The 17542-nt window shown below is 38.2% G+C and carries 18 protein-coding genes; 2 read left to right on the forward strand and 16 right to left on the reverse strand.

Annotation, left to right across the window (positions count from 1 at the left end; genetic code table 11):
• The first annotated feature begins 117 nt into the window (after window positions 1-117).
• A complete protein-coding gene (locus HT711_RS05500) occupies window positions 118-351 on the forward strand; it encodes a DNA-dependent RNA polymerase subunit epsilon (protein WP_000639572.1) in 234 nt (77 codons plus the stop codon).
• Window position 352: 1 nt separating this feature from the next.
• Complete coding sequence (locus tag HT711_RS05505; RefSeq protein ID WP_143952736.1) at window positions 353-2032, forward strand: ribonuclease J; 1680 nt, start codon at window positions 353-355, stop codon at window positions 2030-2032.
• Window positions 2033-2233: 201 nt separating this feature from the next.
• Here the strand turns inward: HT711_RS05505 and mnmG are convergent, their stop codons facing one another.
• The 16 genes from mnmG to slmA (HT711_RS05585) form a co-directional block, all read right to left on the reverse strand.
• Entirely contained in the window at window positions 2234-4147 is a 1914-nt protein-coding gene (mnmG, locus tag HT711_RS05510; RefSeq protein WP_173219451.1) for a tRNA uridine-5-carboxymethylaminomethyl(34) synthesis enzyme MnmG, read from the reverse strand.
• Between the two features lie 9 nt (window positions 4148-4156).
• Entirely contained in the window at window positions 4157-4612 is a 456-nt protein-coding gene (locus tag HT711_RS05515; protein ID WP_112444506.1) for an NUDIX hydrolase, read from the reverse strand.
• A gap of 141 nt (window positions 4613-4753) precedes the next feature.
• Window positions 4754-5875: a tRNA 2-thiouridine(34) synthase MnmA gene (gene mnmA, locus HT711_RS05520; protein WP_164226297.1), complete on the reverse strand. Its 1122-nt coding sequence runs from the start codon at window positions 5873-5875 to the stop codon at window positions 4754-4756.
• 155 nt (window positions 5876-6030) lie between these two features.
• Complete coding sequence (argH, locus tag HT711_RS05525; RefSeq protein ID WP_173249812.1) at window positions 6031-7425, reverse strand: argininosuccinate lyase; 1395 nt, start codon at window positions 7423-7425, stop codon at window positions 6031-6033.
• A 28-nt stretch (window positions 7426-7453) separates the two neighbouring features.
• Window positions 7454-8650 carry an argininosuccinate synthase gene (locus HT711_RS05530; protein ID WP_173249813.1) on the reverse strand — a complete coding sequence of 399 codons (1197 nt, stop codon included), beginning with the start codon at window positions 8648-8650 and terminating at the stop codon, window positions 7454-7456.
• 16 nt (window positions 8651-8666) lie between these two features.
• The gene (locus HT711_RS05535; RefSeq protein WP_173249814.1) at window positions 8667-9473 is read right to left on the reverse strand and encodes an ABC transporter substrate-binding protein; all 807 of its coding nucleotides are present in this window, start codon (window positions 9471-9473) and stop codon (window positions 8667-8669) included.
• A gap of 172 nt (window positions 9474-9645) precedes the next feature.
• A protein-coding gene (locus tag HT711_RS05540) for an IS5 family transposase (protein WP_100104433.1) occupies window positions 9646-10451 on the reverse strand; the annotation gives its coding sequence in 2 pieces (ribosomal slippage) (window positions 9646-10074 and window positions 10077-10451; 804 coding nt in all).
• 32 nt (window positions 10452-10483) lie between these two features.
• On the reverse strand, window positions 10484-11080 hold the full coding sequence (locus HT711_RS05545; protein WP_023945190.1) for a response regulator transcription factor: 597 nt from the start codon (window positions 11078-11080) through the stop codon (window positions 10484-10486).
• On the reverse strand, window positions 11061-12635 hold the full coding sequence (locus HT711_RS05550) for an ATP-binding protein (protein ID WP_023945192.1): 1575 nt from the start codon (window positions 12633-12635) through the stop codon (window positions 11061-11063). The genes HT711_RS05545 and HT711_RS05550 overlap by 20 nt, the downstream gene beginning before the upstream one ends.
• Before the next feature lie 89 nt (window positions 12636-12724).
• On the reverse strand, window positions 12725-14743 hold the full coding sequence (locus HT711_RS05555) for an FtsX-like permease family protein (RefSeq protein ID WP_023945194.1): 2019 nt from the start codon (window positions 14741-14743) through the stop codon (window positions 12725-12727).
• A gap of 11 nt (window positions 14744-14754) precedes the next feature.
• Window positions 14755-15489, reverse strand: a complete 735-nt coding sequence (locus tag HT711_RS05560) for an ABC transporter ATP-binding protein (RefSeq protein WP_023945195.1) — start codon at window positions 15487-15489, stop codon at window positions 14755-14757.
• A 263-nt stretch (window positions 15490-15752) separates the two neighbouring features.
• Complete coding sequence (gene slmA / locus HT711_RS05565; protein ID WP_057487960.1) at window positions 15753-15929, reverse strand: salivaricin M family lantibiotic; 177 nt, start codon at window positions 15927-15929, stop codon at window positions 15753-15755.
• A 93-nt stretch (window positions 15930-16022) separates the two neighbouring features.
• Window positions 16023-16205 (reverse strand): salivaricin M family lantibiotic, encoded by a 183-nt coding sequence (slmA, locus tag HT711_RS05570; protein ID WP_078156164.1) that lies wholly within the window; start codon window positions 16203-16205, stop codon window positions 16023-16025.
• Between the two features lie 80 nt (window positions 16206-16285).
• A complete protein-coding gene (gene slmA / locus HT711_RS05575) occupies window positions 16286-16453 on the reverse strand; it encodes a salivaricin M family lantibiotic (RefSeq protein ID WP_240148716.1) in 168 nt (55 codons plus the stop codon).
• A gap of 30 nt (window positions 16454-16483) precedes the next feature.
• Window positions 16484-16654, reverse strand: coding sequence for a salivaricin M family lantibiotic (slmA, locus tag HT711_RS05580; protein ID WP_240148715.1), 171 nt, complete (start codon window positions 16652-16654; stop codon window positions 16484-16486).
• A 31-nt stretch (window positions 16655-16685) separates the two neighbouring features.
• On the reverse strand, window positions 16686-16874 hold the full coding sequence (gene slmA, locus HT711_RS05585; protein ID WP_057487957.1) for a salivaricin M family lantibiotic: 189 nt from the start codon (window positions 16872-16874) through the stop codon (window positions 16686-16688).
• Window positions 16875-17542: the final 668 nt, after the last annotated feature.

Consider the following 17542-nt stretch of genomic DNA (forward strand, 5'->3'; position numbering starts at 1 on the left):
TATAATTGAAATAATTGTAACGAATCAAGGTCAATCTAGATACAAAATGGAATGAAATCAAGCAAATCTATGCTAAAAGTTTGGAATAAGCTGACCTGTAAAATAGAAAGGAACTATATGATTTACAAAGTTTTTTATCAAGAAACAAAAGAACGTAGCCCACGTCGTGAAACAACACGCGCACTTTACCTAGACATCGATGCCAGCTCAGAACTTGAGGGCCGTATCGCTGCTCGCCAACTTGTCGAAGAAAATCGCCCAGAGTACAATATCGAATATATCGAACTCTTGTCTGACAAATTGCTAGATTACGAAAAAGAAACTGGCGCCTTCGAAATTACGGAGTTCTAATATGGCCTATACTCTTAAACCTGAAGAAGTCGGCGTTTTTGCCATCGGTGGTCTGGGAGAAATCGGGAAAAACACTTACGGAATTGAATACCAAGATGAGATTATCATCGTCGATGCTGGGATTAAATTCCCAGAAGATGACTTGCTGGGTATCGACTATGTCATTCCTGACTACTCTTACATCGTAGACAATATCGACCGCGTCAAGGCTGTCTTAATCACACACGGACACGAGGACCACATCGGTGGGATTCCATTCCTACTCAAGCAAGCAAATGTCCCTATCTACGCTGGGCCGCTTGCCTTGGCTTTGATCCGTGGGAAACTCGAAGAACACGGCCTCTTGCGCAACGCCAAACTTTACGAAATCAACCACAATACTGAGTTGACCTTTAAAAATCTCAAGGCAACTTTCTTTAGAACGACTCACTCTATTCCAGAACCTTTGGGGATTGTCATTCATACTCCTCAAGGGAAAATTGTCTGTACGGGTGACTTCAAGTTTGACTTAACACCAGTTGGTGAACCAGCAGACTTGCACCGTATGGCAGCTCTTGGTGAAGACGGTGTACTCTGTCTCCTGTCTGACTCGACAAATGCAGAAATTCCAACCTTTACCAACTCTGAAAAAGTCGTTGGCCAGTCCATCATGAAGATTATCCAAGGCATTGAAGGACGTATCATCTTTGCATCCTTTGCCTCAAATATCTTCCGTCTCCAGCAAGCAACAGAAGCTGCTGTTAAGACTGGACGTAAGATCGCGGTCTTTGGTCGTTCTATGGAAAAGGCCATTGTCAACGGAATCGAACTTGGCTATATCAAGGCTCCTAAGGGAACCTTTATCGAGCCAAATGAAATCAAAGATTACCCTGCAGGCGAGATTCTTATCCTCTGTACAGGTAGTCAGGGTGAACCTATGGCAGCCCTCTCTCGTATCGCCAACGGAACCCACCGTCAAGTACAACTACAACCAGGTGATACGGTTATCTTCTCTTCAAGTCCAATCCCTGGAAACACTACTAGCGTCAACAAGCTGATCAACATCATTTCAGAAGCTGGTGTCGAAGTTATCCACGGTAAGGTTAACAATATCCATACATCTGGACACGGTGGTCAGCAAGAGCAAAAACTCATGCTCCGCTTGATTAAGCCAAAATACTTCATGCCTGTCCACGGTGAATACCGCATGCAAAAAGTCCACGCTGGACTGGCGGTAGATACTGGGGTTGAGAAGGACAATATCTTTATCATGAGCAATGGTGATGTGCTTGCCCTCACTGCTGACTCAGCTCGTATAGCAGGTCATTTCAACGCCCAAGATATCTATGTCGATGGAAATCGTATCGGTGAAATCGGCGCTGCTGTCCTCAAAGATCGTCGCGATCTATCTGAAGACGGTGTCGTTCTGGCAGTCGCAACTGTTGACTTCAAATCGCAGATGATTCTGTCTGGTCCAGACATCCTCAGCCGAGGCTTTGTCTACATGAGAGAGTCTGGCGACTTGATTCGCCAAAGCCAGCGTATCCTCTTCAATGCCATTCGTATCGCACTGAAAAACAAGGACGCTAGCGTGCAATCAGTCAATGGTGCCATTGTCAACGCTATTCGCCCCTTCCTCTATGAAAATACCGAACGTGAACCGATTATCATCCCGATGATTCTCACACCAGATGAAGAATAAAGCAAGAAAACAGCCCCGATTTTCGGAGCTGTTTTTCTCTATGCTTTCTTTTGAGATTAAAACTCAATAAAAATCGAAATCAGACTAGAAGGCTAGGCGAAAGCATAACTTGAGTTAGCTCCCATAGTTCGGGGAACTATGGGAGGCTGTAGATGAATCAAAGCCAAGCTTTGAACTCATTCGTAAGAAGCCGACGACGTATTATTTTGATTTTTGAAGAGTTTTAGAAATACTACGATTTTTACCTTCAAGATACACCATCAAAATAGAAATATCTGCTGGGTTTACTCCCGAAATACGGCTGGCTTGGCCGATGGTTTCTGGATTGATGAGTTTGAACTTCTGACGGGCTTCCGTTGCGATAGAATCAATGTCATCCCAGTCTATATTGGATGGAATGCGTTTTTCTTCCATGCGTTTCATCTTAGCAACCTGGTCCATGGCTTTTGAAATATAGCCTTCGTACTTGATTTCTGTTTCAATCAATTCGATAATCTTGTCATCCAATTCCTCTGCAGCTGGTCCGATGAAGGCCACCACATCTTGGTAAGAAACTTCTGGACGGCGAAGGAATTCCTTGGCTGTCACTGCATCGGTCAACGGCTTGAAGCCCATCTCCTCAACCTTGGCATTGGTTTCCTTGACTGGCTTGAGTTTGATGCTGTCTAAGCGTTTCATCTCATTATCAAATTGATTTTTCTTGATTTCAAAGCGAGCCCAGCGTTCATCATCCACAAGGCCAATCTCGCGTCCCATCTCAGTCAAACGCATATCGGCATTGTCATGGCGGAGAATGAGACGGTATTCAGCACGACTGGTCAATAGACGGTAGGGTTCAATGGTTCCCTTGGTCACCAAATCGTCAATCATGACCCCGATATAACCGTCACTGCGCTTCAAAATCAACTCAGGCTTGCCTTGGATTTTCAGAGCCGCATTGATACCTGCGATAATCCCTTGACCAGCAGCTTCTTCGTAACCTGACGTCCCATTTGTCTGACCAGCAGTGAAAAGTCCAGAGATTTTCTTGGTTTCCAAAGTCGCACGCAACTGGTGAGGCAAGACCATATCATACTCAATGGCATAACCTGTCCGCATCATCTCTGCATTTTCCAAACCTTTGATAGAATGAACCAAGTCACGCTGGACATCCTCAGGCAGACTGGTTGAAAGTCCTTGAACATAGACTTCCTCAGTATTGCGCCCTTCTGGCTCAAGGAATAGTTGGTGACGTTCCTTGTCCGCAAAGCGCACAATCTTGTCTTCAATCGACGGACAGTAACGAGGCCCCACTCCCTTGACCACACCTGTAAACATAGGCGCACGGTGGAGGTTATTTTGGATAATCTCATGACTGGTACCATTGGTATAGGTCAACCAGCATGGCACTTGATCTTTGACATAATCCTCATCACGTGAAGTGTATGAGAAGTGATTAGGCGCTTCGTCTCCTGGCTGAATCTCTGTCACATCGTAGTTGATAGAAGAAGCCTTGACACGTGGAGGGGTTCCTGTCTTGAAACGACCAATTTCAAGTCCCAATTCCTTGAGATTGTCAGCTAGGTTAATAGAAGCTAGGCTATGGTTAGGACCTGACGAATACTTGAGGTCTCCGATGATGATTTCCCCACGGAGAGCAGTCCCTGTCGTCACAATAACAGCCTTGGCAGCATACTCTTGGTGAGTAGCTGTACGGACACCGACAACCTTACCATCTTCAACCAAAATCTCATCAATCATGGTCTGACGAAGGGTCAGATTTTCTTGATTTTCAACCGTCTTGCGCATTTCCTTAGAGTAAAGCTCCTTGTCAGCCTGCGCACGAAGGGCACGGACAGCTGGCCCCTTCCCTGTATTAAGCATCTTCATCTGGATGTAAGTCTTGTCAATGGTTTTGGCCATCTCGCCACCGAGGGCATCAACTTCACGCACGACAATCCCCTTGGCAGAACCACCGATAGAGGGGTTACAAGGCATGAAAGCCAGCATTTCAATGTTGATAGTCGCAAGTAAGACCCTACAACCCATACGGCTAGCGGCCAAGGAAGCCTCGACCCCAGCATGTCCCGCACCGATTACAATAATATCGTATTCTTCAGTAAAATTATAAGTCATGTTTCTCTCCTATTCCTCAAGATGAATGTGTCTTAGTTGGTCGTCCCAATCTGGCAGGGCTGTTTTTAGAAAGGCTGGAACTAGATTGATACCCTTAAGCTTGTCTAAGTCAATCCACTCACAGGGCTTCGTTTTTTCGTCTTCCTGCATGGTCAATGGAGCATCTTCAAGCAAGTCCACCAGATAATGAAACTCGATATTGTGATAAGAAACACCGTCCTGTTCAAAACGATTTTCAACTACGAAAGCTAGCTGTCCAGCTTGAGCTTTGACTCCCAGTTCTTCTCTTACTTCACGGACTACCGCGTCTTCCGTACTTTCATTGACTTGAATCGCACCTCCAATTGTGTAATACTTGCCCTTATCTTTGGTAACTAGGAGCTTGCGATTTTGGACAATCAAAGCTGTCGCCCGAACACCAAAAACCGTATTTTCTATTTTTGTCCGAAAGTCTCGTTGAGTCATCTTTTTTCCTTTCCTCTAAACGACACAAAAACAGTCAAAACTCCAAAGAAGTGCAGGACAAAAAAGCCTGCAACATCCATGAGCTTTGACCATCATTTCTATTGCTTTTATTATTGTAGCAAATTGAGAAAATTTGTCAATCTAAATGTACTGACAAACTTGTCCATCGCGGTAAGCATTGTCAATCAAACCGCCACCTAGACACTCATCGCCATCATAAAAGACAACTGCCTGTCCTGGTGTAATCGCGCGTTGCGGTTCTGCAAAGATAACTTCTGCCTTATCTCCTTTGACATGGACGGTCACCTTAGAATCAGGCTGACGGTAGCGGAATTTTGCTGTGCATTCGAGCGTAAACTCTTCTGGCATGTCACGAGTAAAGTGGACTTGGCTAGCCTCTAGGCTGGTTGACATGAGCGAATCATGGTAGAAACCTTGGCCGACATAGAGGATATTCTTGCTTAGGTCTTTTCCGACAACGAACCAAGGGGCATTGTCACCGCCGTGTTGCCCACCGATACCCAGACCGCCACGCTGACCAATCGTATAGTACATAAGACCTGCATGCTCGCCCATATCGCGACCATCCACAGTAATCATGCGACCAGGCTGAGCTGGCAGGTAGTTGCTGAGAAAGTTTTTAAAGTTCTTTTCTCCGATAAAACAAATCCCTGTCGAGTCTTTCTTCTTGGCAGTCGCAAGACCTGCTTCTTCTGCTAGTCTGCGAACTTCAGGCTTTTCCAAATGCCCCAGTGGGAACATGGTTTTTTGAAGTTGTTCTTGCGAAAGCTGGCTGAGGAAATAGGTCTGATCCTTGCCATTGTCCACACCACGAAGCATGTGAACAGTGCCATCCTCATCACGCGCCACTCGGGCATAGTGCCCAGTCGCTACATAGTCTGCCCCCAAGGTCATGGCATAGTCCAAAAAGGCCTTAAACTTGATTTCCTTGTTGCACATAACATCTGGATTTGGCGTGCGTCCTGCACGGTATTCCGCTAGGAAATACTCAAAAACGCGGTCCCAGTACTCTTTTTCAAAATTGACAGAGTAGTAGGGAATGCCAATCTGGTCTGCTACCGCAGCCACATCCTTATAATCTTCGGTCGCCGTACAGACGCCGTTTTCATCTGTGTCATCCCAGTTCTTCATGAAGATACCAATCACATCGTAGCCCTGCTCCTTGAGAAGAAGAGCCGTCACCGACGAATCAACACCACCACTCATCCCCACAACAACACGTGTTTTAGAGTTATCACTCATGGTAAGTCTCCCATCTATTCGTTTATTCACGATTGAAGGTCGTGTGTGCTTCACGATTGAAGGTCGCTTGAGCAGTATTCATTATAACATGCTTGGTTGGAGAAGACAAGAAAGAGGCTGTCAATAGACCAACCTCTTATTCTGAACCTATCAATCTAGCACTTTCTAGCTTCATTCGCTCTCTTAGCGACTTCAATCTGGTATTTCACTTGGTCAAATCCTGTACCCCCCAAGGAATTTCGTCTTTGAACAGCAGTTTTAGGTTGCAAGTAGACATAAATATCCTCGGCAATGAGGGAATGATAGGTTTGTAATTCCTCCAAAGTCCAATCTTGGATATTTTTAGCAGACTTGATAGAGTCTAGCACTAATCTTCCCACAACCTCATGAGCTTCTCTAAATGGCAAGCCTTTCCCTGCCAAATAATCTGCCAACTCAGTCGCATTTGAAAAGTCCTTCTCTGTCGACTCTTGCATTTTTTCCTTGTTTACCTGCAAGCTAGATAACATACCGGCCAACACATCCAAAGAATTTAAAATCGTTTCGACCGTATCAAACATCCCTTCCTTATCCTCTTGCAAATCCTTATTATAAGCTAAGGGTAAGGACTTCATGACTGTCAATAGTCCAAACAGATTCCCATAAACTCGACCAGTCTTTCCTCGAATCAACTCAGCCATATCTGGATTTTTCTTTTGGGGCATAATAGAGGAACCTGTTGTAAACGTATCTGACAAGGTAATGAATTGGTACTCAAAGCTACACCAATTGATCATTTCTTCGCAAAAACGGCTCATATGCATCATGAGTATACTGGCATTGGATAGAAATTCTAAGATAAAATCGCGGTCACTAACAGCATCCAAAGAATTTGTATAAGGTTGCTTAAACTCTAACAAATCGCTAGACAATTGGCGATCAATGGGGAAAGTCGTTCCTGCCAAAGCTGCCGCACCTAGAGGGCATAGGTCTGTATGCTTCTGGTTAAATTCAAAACGTTCACTATCTCTTTGAAACATATTGTAGTAAGCCATCAGATAGTGGGCAAAACTAATAGGCTGGGCATGTTGCAGATGGGTATAGCCCGGCATGATCGTCTCCACATGATTTTCCGCTAAATCTAATAAAACACCCTTGAGATGAGCCAGTTTATCTAGGACATGGCCTAGTTGCTCCTTGAGATACAAGTGCATATCTGTCGCAACTTGGTCATTTCGAGAACGAGCTGTATGTAACTTCCCTGCAAGGGGACCAATTTTTTCTGTCAGCAACACTTCCATATTCATATGAATATCTTCGTTTGCAATATCAAAGACAAGTTGGCCTGCCTCTAGCTCTTCTAAAAGCTCTTTCAAACCTTCTTGAATCTTTTCTGACTCCTTCAAACTCAAAATTCCCGTCTGACCCAACATCTGAACGTGGGCTAAAGAACCAATCAAGTCAAATTTAGCTAATTTCTGGTCAAAAGATATACTCGCACCAAAGCGCTCTACCCAGTCTTCGACAGTACCTTCAAAGCGACCACCCCATAATTTTGTATTCTTAGCCATATCACATCCACCTCTCTATCCAATCGTCCTATTTGGCGCTTTTTTGAACCTCAGAATGAACCTTGGTTGGAAGTCCCCACAACTTAATAAATCCAACAGCCGCATCTTGGTCAAAGGTATCCGCACTGGTATAAGTCGCCAAATTTTCATCGTAAAGAGAATTTGGTGATTTCCGAGCTACGACCTGAGCACTTCCCTTATAGAGTTTGACTTTTGCAGTCCCATTGACAACTTTTTGAGTCTCTTTAATATAAGCAATCAAGGATTGTGTAGCTGGACTAAACCACAAAGCATTATAAATGAGATTTGATAATTCATTTTCTATGATTGGTTTAAAATGAGCCACTTCTCTCACAAGCGTCAAGTCCTCAATTTCCTTATGAGCTGTCAGCAGAGTCACTGCCCCTGGGCATTCATAGATTTCTCTTGATTTAATCCCAACCAAACGATTTTCCACGTGGTCAATCCGTCCAACCCCATGTTTTCCAGCTATTTCATTGAGTTTTTGAATCAAATCCGCCAATTTTAACACTTCTCCATTGAGGGAAACTGGAACGCCTTCACTAAACTCAATCTCAATGTATTCTGGCGTATCTGGAGCTTGCTCTGGAGAAGTTGTGATGCCAAAGGCTTCTTCTGGAGCCTGATTCCATGGATTTTCCAAAATACCACACTCATTGGCACGTCCCCAAAGATTTTGGTCAACAGAGTAGGGATTGTCAAGGTCAGCAGGAACAGGTACCCCATTTTCCTTAGCATAATGAATTTCTTCCTCCCGAGACCATTTCCATTCACGAACTGGCGCAATCACTTTTAAATTGGGATCCAAGGCTGCAATCGATACTTCAAAACGTACTTGGTCATTCCCCTTACCTGTACAACCATGAGCAATTGTAGTCGCTCCTGTCTGATGCGCAATTTCAACCAATTTTTTAGAAATCAGAGGGCGGCTCAAGGCAGATACCAAGGGGTACTTTTGTTCATAATAGGCATGTGACTGGAGAGCTACTAGCACATAATCTGTAGCAAATTCGTCCTTGACATCAATGACATAAGATTCGACTGCCCCAACCTTAAGAGCCTTATCATGGATGAAATCTAAGTCTTTCCCTTCACCCACATCCATACAAACTGCAACAACATCATAGTCTTTCTTCAGCCAGGTAATAGCAACTGATGTGTCCAAACCGCCAGAATAGGCCAAAATTACTTTTTCTTTACTCATGTTCTTTTCCTTCTTTCTATTTTTCAATGGACGCTTTAAAGGCATCCTCAATGAGTTTGTCTAATTCTCCAGACTCCTTCAACTTTTGAATGGTTTTATCGACTGCCTCTTTTAATTCCTTGCTATCTTTTTTCATGGCGACCGCGTAGGAATCATCTTGCTCTTTTTCAAAATTGAGGTCTGCGATTGCTAAATCAGGATTATTTTCCACAAATCCCTTGGCAACTGGTTCTTCAAAGATAACGGCATCCACTTGTCCTGATTTTAAATCTGTAATTAAATTCCCATTTTTAGGCAGAGATACGAGGGATGAATTTTGTAGCAAATCTTTCGCCATCGTTTCTTGAATCGAACCTTTCTGCGCTCCAACCTTTTTCTGCGCCAAGTCATTTACAGACTGATAAGTGGCCAAGTCAGATTTTTTGACAATGAGCTTATTTTTTGCAGTATAGTAGGAAGTTGAAAAATCGAACACCTTGCTCCGTTCATCTGTCTTAGAAACACCAGATATGGCAAGATCGGCTTTTCCTGATTGAACACTAGCCAGTACATTGTCAAAACTCATGGGAGATAGTTCCAATTCGACACCTAGTTCTGTTGCGATAGCCTTGGCTAATTCGATATCTGAACCCACAATCTGATTTTTCCCATCAACCACTTTTTGGTATTCAAATGGAGCAAAATCTGGATTGAGGGCTACAACCAATTTTCCTTTGGACTTGATGGCTTCAATTCCAGCCGATTGATTGTTACTACAAGCAAATAGTAGGGGGAGCATCACTAAACCAAACATCGTCATCAACACCTTCTTCATCTTATTCATAACAAAGCCTCCTTTATGTTTATTCTTTTTTGTTGTATAAATAATACTCCTATGCTCATCGTTTGTCAAGCCTAAATTGAAAAAATTTTCAATTTGAAACAAAAAAAACCTAGAAATACTACATAAAAATGTCATTTCTAGGCGTATTTATGCTATTAGACTTCCTGCGAAACTAGAATCCTAGTTCACGGTTGATAATTTCAGCAATTAAATTTATTCGTAATCCAAAGCGTTTACGTCGATTTCGATAGGTTGTTGAAAACATTTTAAACGTTTCTACTTTGGCAAAAACATTCTCAACCTTGATTCTCTCTTTAGATAGCACATGATTATAGGATTTATCTTCAAGAGTTAGTGGCTTAAGTTTGCTTGATTTCCTCGGAGTTTGCGCTTGTGAATACATCTTCATGAGCTCTTGACAACCACTGTCAGCCAAGATTTTACCAGCTTGTCCGATATTTCTGCGGCTCATTTTGAACAACTTCATATCGTGGCAATAGTCCACTGCAATATCCAAAGAAACAATTCTTCCTTGGCTTGTGACAATCGCCTGAGCCTTCATAGCATGACATTTCTTTTTACCAGAATAATTGGTTAGTTGATTTTTTTAGGACGATTGATTTTTACCTCTGTTGCATCCACAATCACCGTATCCTCAGCACTAAGATGAGTTTTTAAAATCGTAAAACCACTTTGAAGAAGAGTCACTTCAACCCATTGACTCCGACGGATTAAGTTGCTTTCGTGAATGCCAAAATCAGCCGCAATTTGTTCATAAGTTCGGTATTCTCGCATGTATTGAAGAGTAGCCATGAGGAGGTCTTCTAGGCTTAACTTAGGGGTTCGTCCACCTTTTGCGTGTTTAAGTTGATAAGCTGTTTTTAACACAGCTAACATCTCTTCAAAAGTAGTGCGTTGAACACCAACAAGGCGCTTAAATCGTGCATAACTTAATGGTTTACTTGATTCATAATTCATAGTTTTATGCCAATTTGGCATAAAAGATAATCTTACTCTGGAGAGAAATATCCTAAAAGTTCTGCTTTATGGATTGCCTCCTGCCTATTATTAACACCTAGCTTTGAAAATACATTTGCCAAATGATTCGAAACAGTCCGCTTACTTAAAAATAAGGTTTCACAAACCTCATCAATTGTTAAACCATTTCTAATCGATTCTAACACTTCTATCTCTCGTTCAGACAAGATATCCACGATTTCTTCTACCGAAAAATACTTTTTTCCACTATATATACCTTTTAATTGAGTAAGAAGCTTATCTGGATCGATACTTTTATCAATAAAAGCATAGGCTCCCATCTTCTGAGCTCGATACTCATAAATTTTTTTGCTATACCCTGTTAAAATAACGATTTTAATACCTCGTTCTTTTTTTATCATTTCTTCTGCCAAGGCTAATCCATCTGTTTCATAAATACTAGTCAAATTAATATCTATCAAAATGATATCGTATGGACTATAATCAATATCATCTACTGATTGAAAATTTTCAACTAAATCAACATATTCAATTGTTTCTGATAACTCTAAAATCATTTTTATGCTCTGACTAAACAACTTGTGATCATCAATTAATAAAATTTTCATAGCATAGCTCCTTATCTATTGGTAATTGAATTTCTACTTGAAACATAGCATCCATTGTCTGAATTTCTATTGTTCCACCTAAAACACTAACACGATTTTCTAAATTCTTTAACCCATAACCAAGATGGTTACTAGAAATATCATAATTATTTTTACAAGATAAATAAATAATATCGTCAGATACAGAGAGAGATAACCAAATAGTATGTCCTGATGAATATTTAACAGCATTAGTCACTAATTCTTCAATAAAGCGATAAAGAATCTTATCATACGGTTCCATTAGAAAAAAATCAGACTGAAAATCTGTTTCAACTTCTTTCATAGTCTCATATCTCCTCAATATTCTATCAATTAATGATGTATATTTTTTAGTTAACTCCTCATTGCCACTACTCATTGGTTGATAATAATCCATTCTCTCTCGGATACGTTGAACTAGTTCATCTGAGACATATCCAATCTGAGTTCTAAACTTCTCATCTTCTCCATATTTATTAAAATTTTTAATAGCCATCACACTTTGTAATACTTCGTTATGAAGAAATTCTGCGAATTGTTGCTCTATATCTTCATTAGCTAACAAATTCTTCACCATCTTATTTCTTTTCAAAAATAAAACTTCTAAATAATCTTTTGCACCCGTTAGCCGCTTACCTCTAAATAATCTAATAAATTCTTCCGTTAGAAATCCAACAATCAGCACAAGTAAATTAAAACAAATAAAACTTTGTTTTAAATCTAGTCTTGCAATAATAAATGTAGCAATTAAAAGGATACTTACCCCCAGTAGTACTTTTAAACTTGCCTCAATATATAATAGTTTCAACTCATCTATCTTTTTTTGAAAACTCATATAAATTGTTTTCAAGTGGAACGAAACAAGTACCAAAAAAATTTCTACATACCATAAAAAATTTAAAATACCAATATCAGCCGTGTTAATATATAAAATGACATAAGTAACGGGTAGAAAAAATGAAAGGAAGGTTAAATTTTTCCTCTGGTAATTTAAAAAAGATTTCAACTCTTTTTTATACATCATTAACAGAACAATAGGTAAGCAAGAAATGAAAAATGATGTAAATATAGATAAGAATAAAAAGAGAGGCTCACTAAAAAAATAAGATATCTCTGTAATAATCGTAACAATAAAAGTTACAAAAAATAGTTCCTCACCTATTTTTTTACCTAACAGAATAATAGATACTGAACTATAAACTAATAGAAAAGAATTAATGGGATGAAGCAGATCTAAAAAATGGAATAATGTGTGTTCAACATTCAAACTCAGAGCCAATTGCCAACTAATTAAAAATAGAGATAGTAATAGCCACAACTTTAATTCACTATATTTAAACTTTAAGAAATTACAAATATAAGTAGAAATAATCAACAAAATAATAAAAACAACTGCAAATTTTTGAGTAAAAGTTGATGAAAAGTCAAATGGAATTTTAAGGTATATATAAACCATTAATATAAAATGATTTATTAAAGTGCTCCACCATAACAATAATGAGTTATCAGAAATATTCTTTAACCACGTCTTCATATTTAAAATTTCCTACTATGATTTTTTGTTATCATTATATCACAAAACCAGAATAAGGATAGCTAATATCCCATTCTGGTTTTCACTCATTAGATCTGATTACTGGCCCTCACACAAATTTTATAGGTAAAATAGATATAAATTGTAAATAAACCAATCATAAACAATAAATATTTTACATCAATTACAACTGTTGTATTTGCAAAATTTTCAAAGTAGCCTAATAAGCTATTACTAAGTGAACAACTCAATGGAATAGCTATTAGCAACGGTATTAGAAAATAGGCGAGAATCTGTTGAAAAATAATTTTTTTATTTTGCATTCTTTGATTTCCTAATAAATAAAGTATATTGTAATCATTAACACTTTCTAATGCATTTGTGGAAGCCTGCAACGACAGAATACTCAATGTGATAACTGTAAAAATAACTCCAACAAAAATTAGAACTAATACAATGACTCCCATAACTCCTAGATATAGTTCTGCTGATCGAACTTTTGTTTGATATACAAAATCAGCTTGATTTCCTTCTTGATCCGTAAAATAATAATTTTCAATCCAGTTCTCTAAAAATGATTCAACATTTCGTTTATCAATCCCTTTTTTATATAAGGCTACATAATGTAAACTGTTAATAGTCAATTTTTTCGCTACTTTATCAGGGACTATCAATGTCCCTCGATCATTATTTTCTACTGTAGTAACAAAATAAACATTTTCCAAAGGACTTTTAGAACTTGACCTTAACTTTACATCGGAAACAGTCAATTCGTTAGTTTTAGAGAGAAATTCCCTAATCTGCTTCCTAGTGCCTTTATAGTTTGCATTTATTAAAAATTCATTGTCTGACAAACTGACTTCTTTTTTCCCTTGAAGTCTTAATAAAGAATTATAATCAGTAAGCGAAACAATATTAACGAACGAGCCTCCTAATTCTTTATCTAAATCCCATAAATTGCTTGTATCAATAATATCTTTATAAGTCAATTCACTTATATAAGTTGGATACTCAAACTCTTTATCAATAATCGAAAAGTCAAAACCATCTTCTTTTAACTTATTCTTTACATCTATATTGTTATGATGGTATTTTTCTCCCTTAAACATCTGCACATCAATATCATAAGGAATAAATTTATTTAAATCATTACTCAATGAACTGTAGGCACTACCACTAAAAATCAATAAGCTAGTTGCTAATGCCAAGGAAAGCGATAATACCGATATGGTCACCGAATTACGATCTGCTTGCTTAGATAGTTGTCTGAGTTTAAATGAATTATATTTCTTGAAATACCAATTTGGCAATGAATAAGTTAAGCGGATCAAAGAATGACTTAATGTACTGTAAAAAATAAATATAACTAGTACAAACAGTGTTATAAGTAACATTCCCCAATTTCTAAGAATTGAAATATGTGTATAGTCTGATAAATAGACACATCCAAAGCAAATAACTAGTGCCGACAAGATAAATAGTAGCAATTGCCATTTTGTTTCTCCTTTCGAAAAAATAGAACTTTTAACACCATTTTCTTGAATAAGAGAAATAATAGCTTGCTTTCTAAAGGTAACTATGTCCATCACACCAATGATTACACTTGTTGCTAAATATGATATTCCTAATAAATTAACTGATTTCATGTCTAGAAAAAACATATTACCAAAATAATTCCCCATAAAAAAATTAGATGCAATATGTGCTAGAACAATCAATACTCCTAACCCTAAGATAAATCCTGCAAGCAAAGCAAACAGATTAACAACCATTGTCTCACAGAAAAGCGTTCCTACAATATGACGTTTTTTCATCCCCAATGTTGCGTATAGACCTAGCTCTTGTTTTCTTCGACCTAATACGAAACCAGTGGAGTAAACAACTAAAAAAGCAATTGTACTCAATACAACATAAGATAATAGTCCCATATATTGTGTCATAATGGTTGTCATCATCTCCTTAGCACCTGATAAACTTTGCATAACAGGATGACTTGGCAAAGCATTAAATGCATAGAGTAGACTATAAATTAACGTTAAACTAAGAAAATAAACTGTGTAGGTCTGTAAATTTCTTTGAACATTTCTGAGAATTAATTTTGGATACATCCTACTTCTCCTTATCGTGTATGTTTATAAATTTTTTGTAAGTATTCTTCATTTGATAAAGAATGGCGGTACATATCTGCTGTAACTTGTCCATCCTTTAATAGAATAATTCGTGATGAATACTTAGCTGCTGCCGGATCATGTGTCACCATTAAAATGGTAATGCCAAAAACTTGATTAATCTCTTGCAGAAGAGCCATTAAATTTTCTGAGTTAGCCGAATCTAAAGCACCTGTTGGTTCATCTGCAATAAGCAGTTTAGATTCATCAATTAGAGCACGTGCGGTGGCAACACGCTGTCTTTGTCCTCCTGATAATTGATTGGGAAATTTATTTCGTAATTGACCAATTGATAATTTTTCTAGGATATTTTCTATTTTTAAATGACAATCAGCAACTTTTTTCCCTTGAATTTGTAATGGTAAGACAATATTCTCATAAACTGTTAAAGTTTCAACTAAATTATAAGATTGAAAGATATAGGAAATATTTTGTGAGCGATAGTTTGCCAATTGATTATCTGTTGCATTGATGATATCAAATCCCTCAAAGGAAATATCACCTGACGTCGGCTTATCGATTGTTGAAATACAGTTTAACAAAGTTGTTTTTCCACTGCCGCTTGCTCCCATAATAGCAAGAAATTCTCCTGTCTTTACAGAGAGATTAACATCCGATAAAGCATGAACTAGGCTATCTCCCTCCCCAAACTCTTTATTTAAATTTTTTACAACTAATTGTGACATAAATATTCCTCCATTTCTATTTTACAAGACTATTATAATCAATCTGAGCTTTAATATCATGAGTAATTCGTGCATAATCTCTCTAAAGACAAGTAAAAAAGCCATAAACTAGTATGGCTTTTTAAATATACATCATTTTCGTTCTTTTCGTTTTTTCATAACGTAGACGATACCAATAATAGATGCTCCTAGAATCAATACGGGAGCATAAAACTCAAGTGTTCCAATAATTCCTTCCATCTTACTCTCCAATCTTGTTCATTCTATCTACAGCGGACATTTGGTGACGTACATTCATAAGAAAGCGTGAAAGCCCACCCACAGCGACCTTGACTAGTCATTCGAATTGCTGTTCTGAGTCCAGCTGCAGAATTACCTGCTAATTCTTGATTGTCAATTTCATGACGCAAGCTATCAACTTCTACATAATTTTCTTCCATTTTGTTTCTCCTATAATTTATCATTTAACTCTATATCTGTCAACTATAACAAGGAAAATTTTCACATCTCAAGAAACATATATACTTCCTAAATTAACAATTAACATTATTACTTGTACATTCATAAGAACATGTGAAACATCGACCGCAGCGACCAGCTAGAGTCATTTTAAATGCTGAATACCAGCCTCCTGCACCAGAAGTTCCTTCCAATTCTTGAGCGCTAATTTCAAAGTCTAAAGTGTCAATTTCTGAATTATATTGCTTGTTTTCCATATTGTCCCTCGCAAAACTTTCCTTGTTTATAATAAATTTAACAAATACTATTTATCAGAATAAAATTTTCTAATCCTTAGTTAACCGCATTTTACATGATTACTAGTACATTCAAATGAACCAGTAAACCATCGACCACAACGACCTGCTAGACTTAATTGAACTGCCGTGAACCAGCCTGAACCTGATTTGCCTGAAAGCTCCTGCTCGTTTACCTCAAAATCCAAATTATCAATCTCTGATGACATTTTCTTTTCTTCCATCATTTTCTCCTATTTTTATTTACCACAACTTACGTTGTTACTAGTACATTCAAATGAACCAGTAAACCATCGACCACAACGACCTGCTAGACTTAATTGAACTGCCGTAAACCAACCTGAACCTGATTTACCTGAAAGCTCTTGCTCGTTTACTTCAAAATCCAAATTATCAATCTCTGATGACATTTTCTTTTCTTCCATCATTTTTCCCCCATTTTTATTTACCACAACTTACGTTGTTACTAGTGCATTCAAATGATCCTGTAAACCATCGACCGCAACGACCTGCTAGACTTAATTGAACTGCCGTAAACCAACCTGAACCTGATTTGCCTGAAAGCTCTTGCTCGTTTACTTCAAAATCAAGACTATCAATTTCTTCACATTTATGAATATGTTTAGTCATAAACAACTCTCCTTTCTTTTTTTAAGATAATCATCTTTACACTACTAAGTATACATCGCTAAATAGCTTTAGTAATGAGTAAATCGTGCAATAATATTGAACGATTTAAAAATTAAAAATGGTAATACAGATTGATTAGCTAGATATTCTAATATAGCAATAGACTCCGTGTGAAATATCTTTTTCTATCTATGTCAAGCTAGCTTGAACAATTAAATTGGAACAATCAATTTAGCTCTATGACAATGTATCTATCATAATTCTCACACCTTCAGCATACTGCTAGTAGAAAATAAAGTTGGAGGCTATATTGATGTCACAACGGAGTATTTCTTTGGAAATTCCATAATCTTGTCGTTTTTTTCAGAAAAATAGAAATAATCTGTTCTTAAAGTTCGTATTAGAAAATTAAAACTTACCTTGTTTCAAGCTCTCAATCAAGAAACAATAGAAACCATTTTGAGTAAAGTGTTGATCGGTGGCAATTCGACTAGTCATAACCACCCGTGAAAACGGGTGGCTTGTACACTGGCTATAAGCCGTTTCTCTCCAGCGGCGTCTAAAAACGCTCGCTGAACTTCGTTCAGGTCATGCTATATTATTTGACTAATTTTTCTCACAGAGAAAAACTGGCTTGAAACCACAATTAAAAGGACTGAGTCCTGTGC

The sequence above is a fragment of the Streptococcus sp. 1032 genome (assembly GCF_013277015.1).
In the GTDB taxonomy this organism is placed as follows: domain Bacteria; phylum Bacillota; class Bacilli; order Lactobacillales; family Streptococcaceae; genus Streptococcus.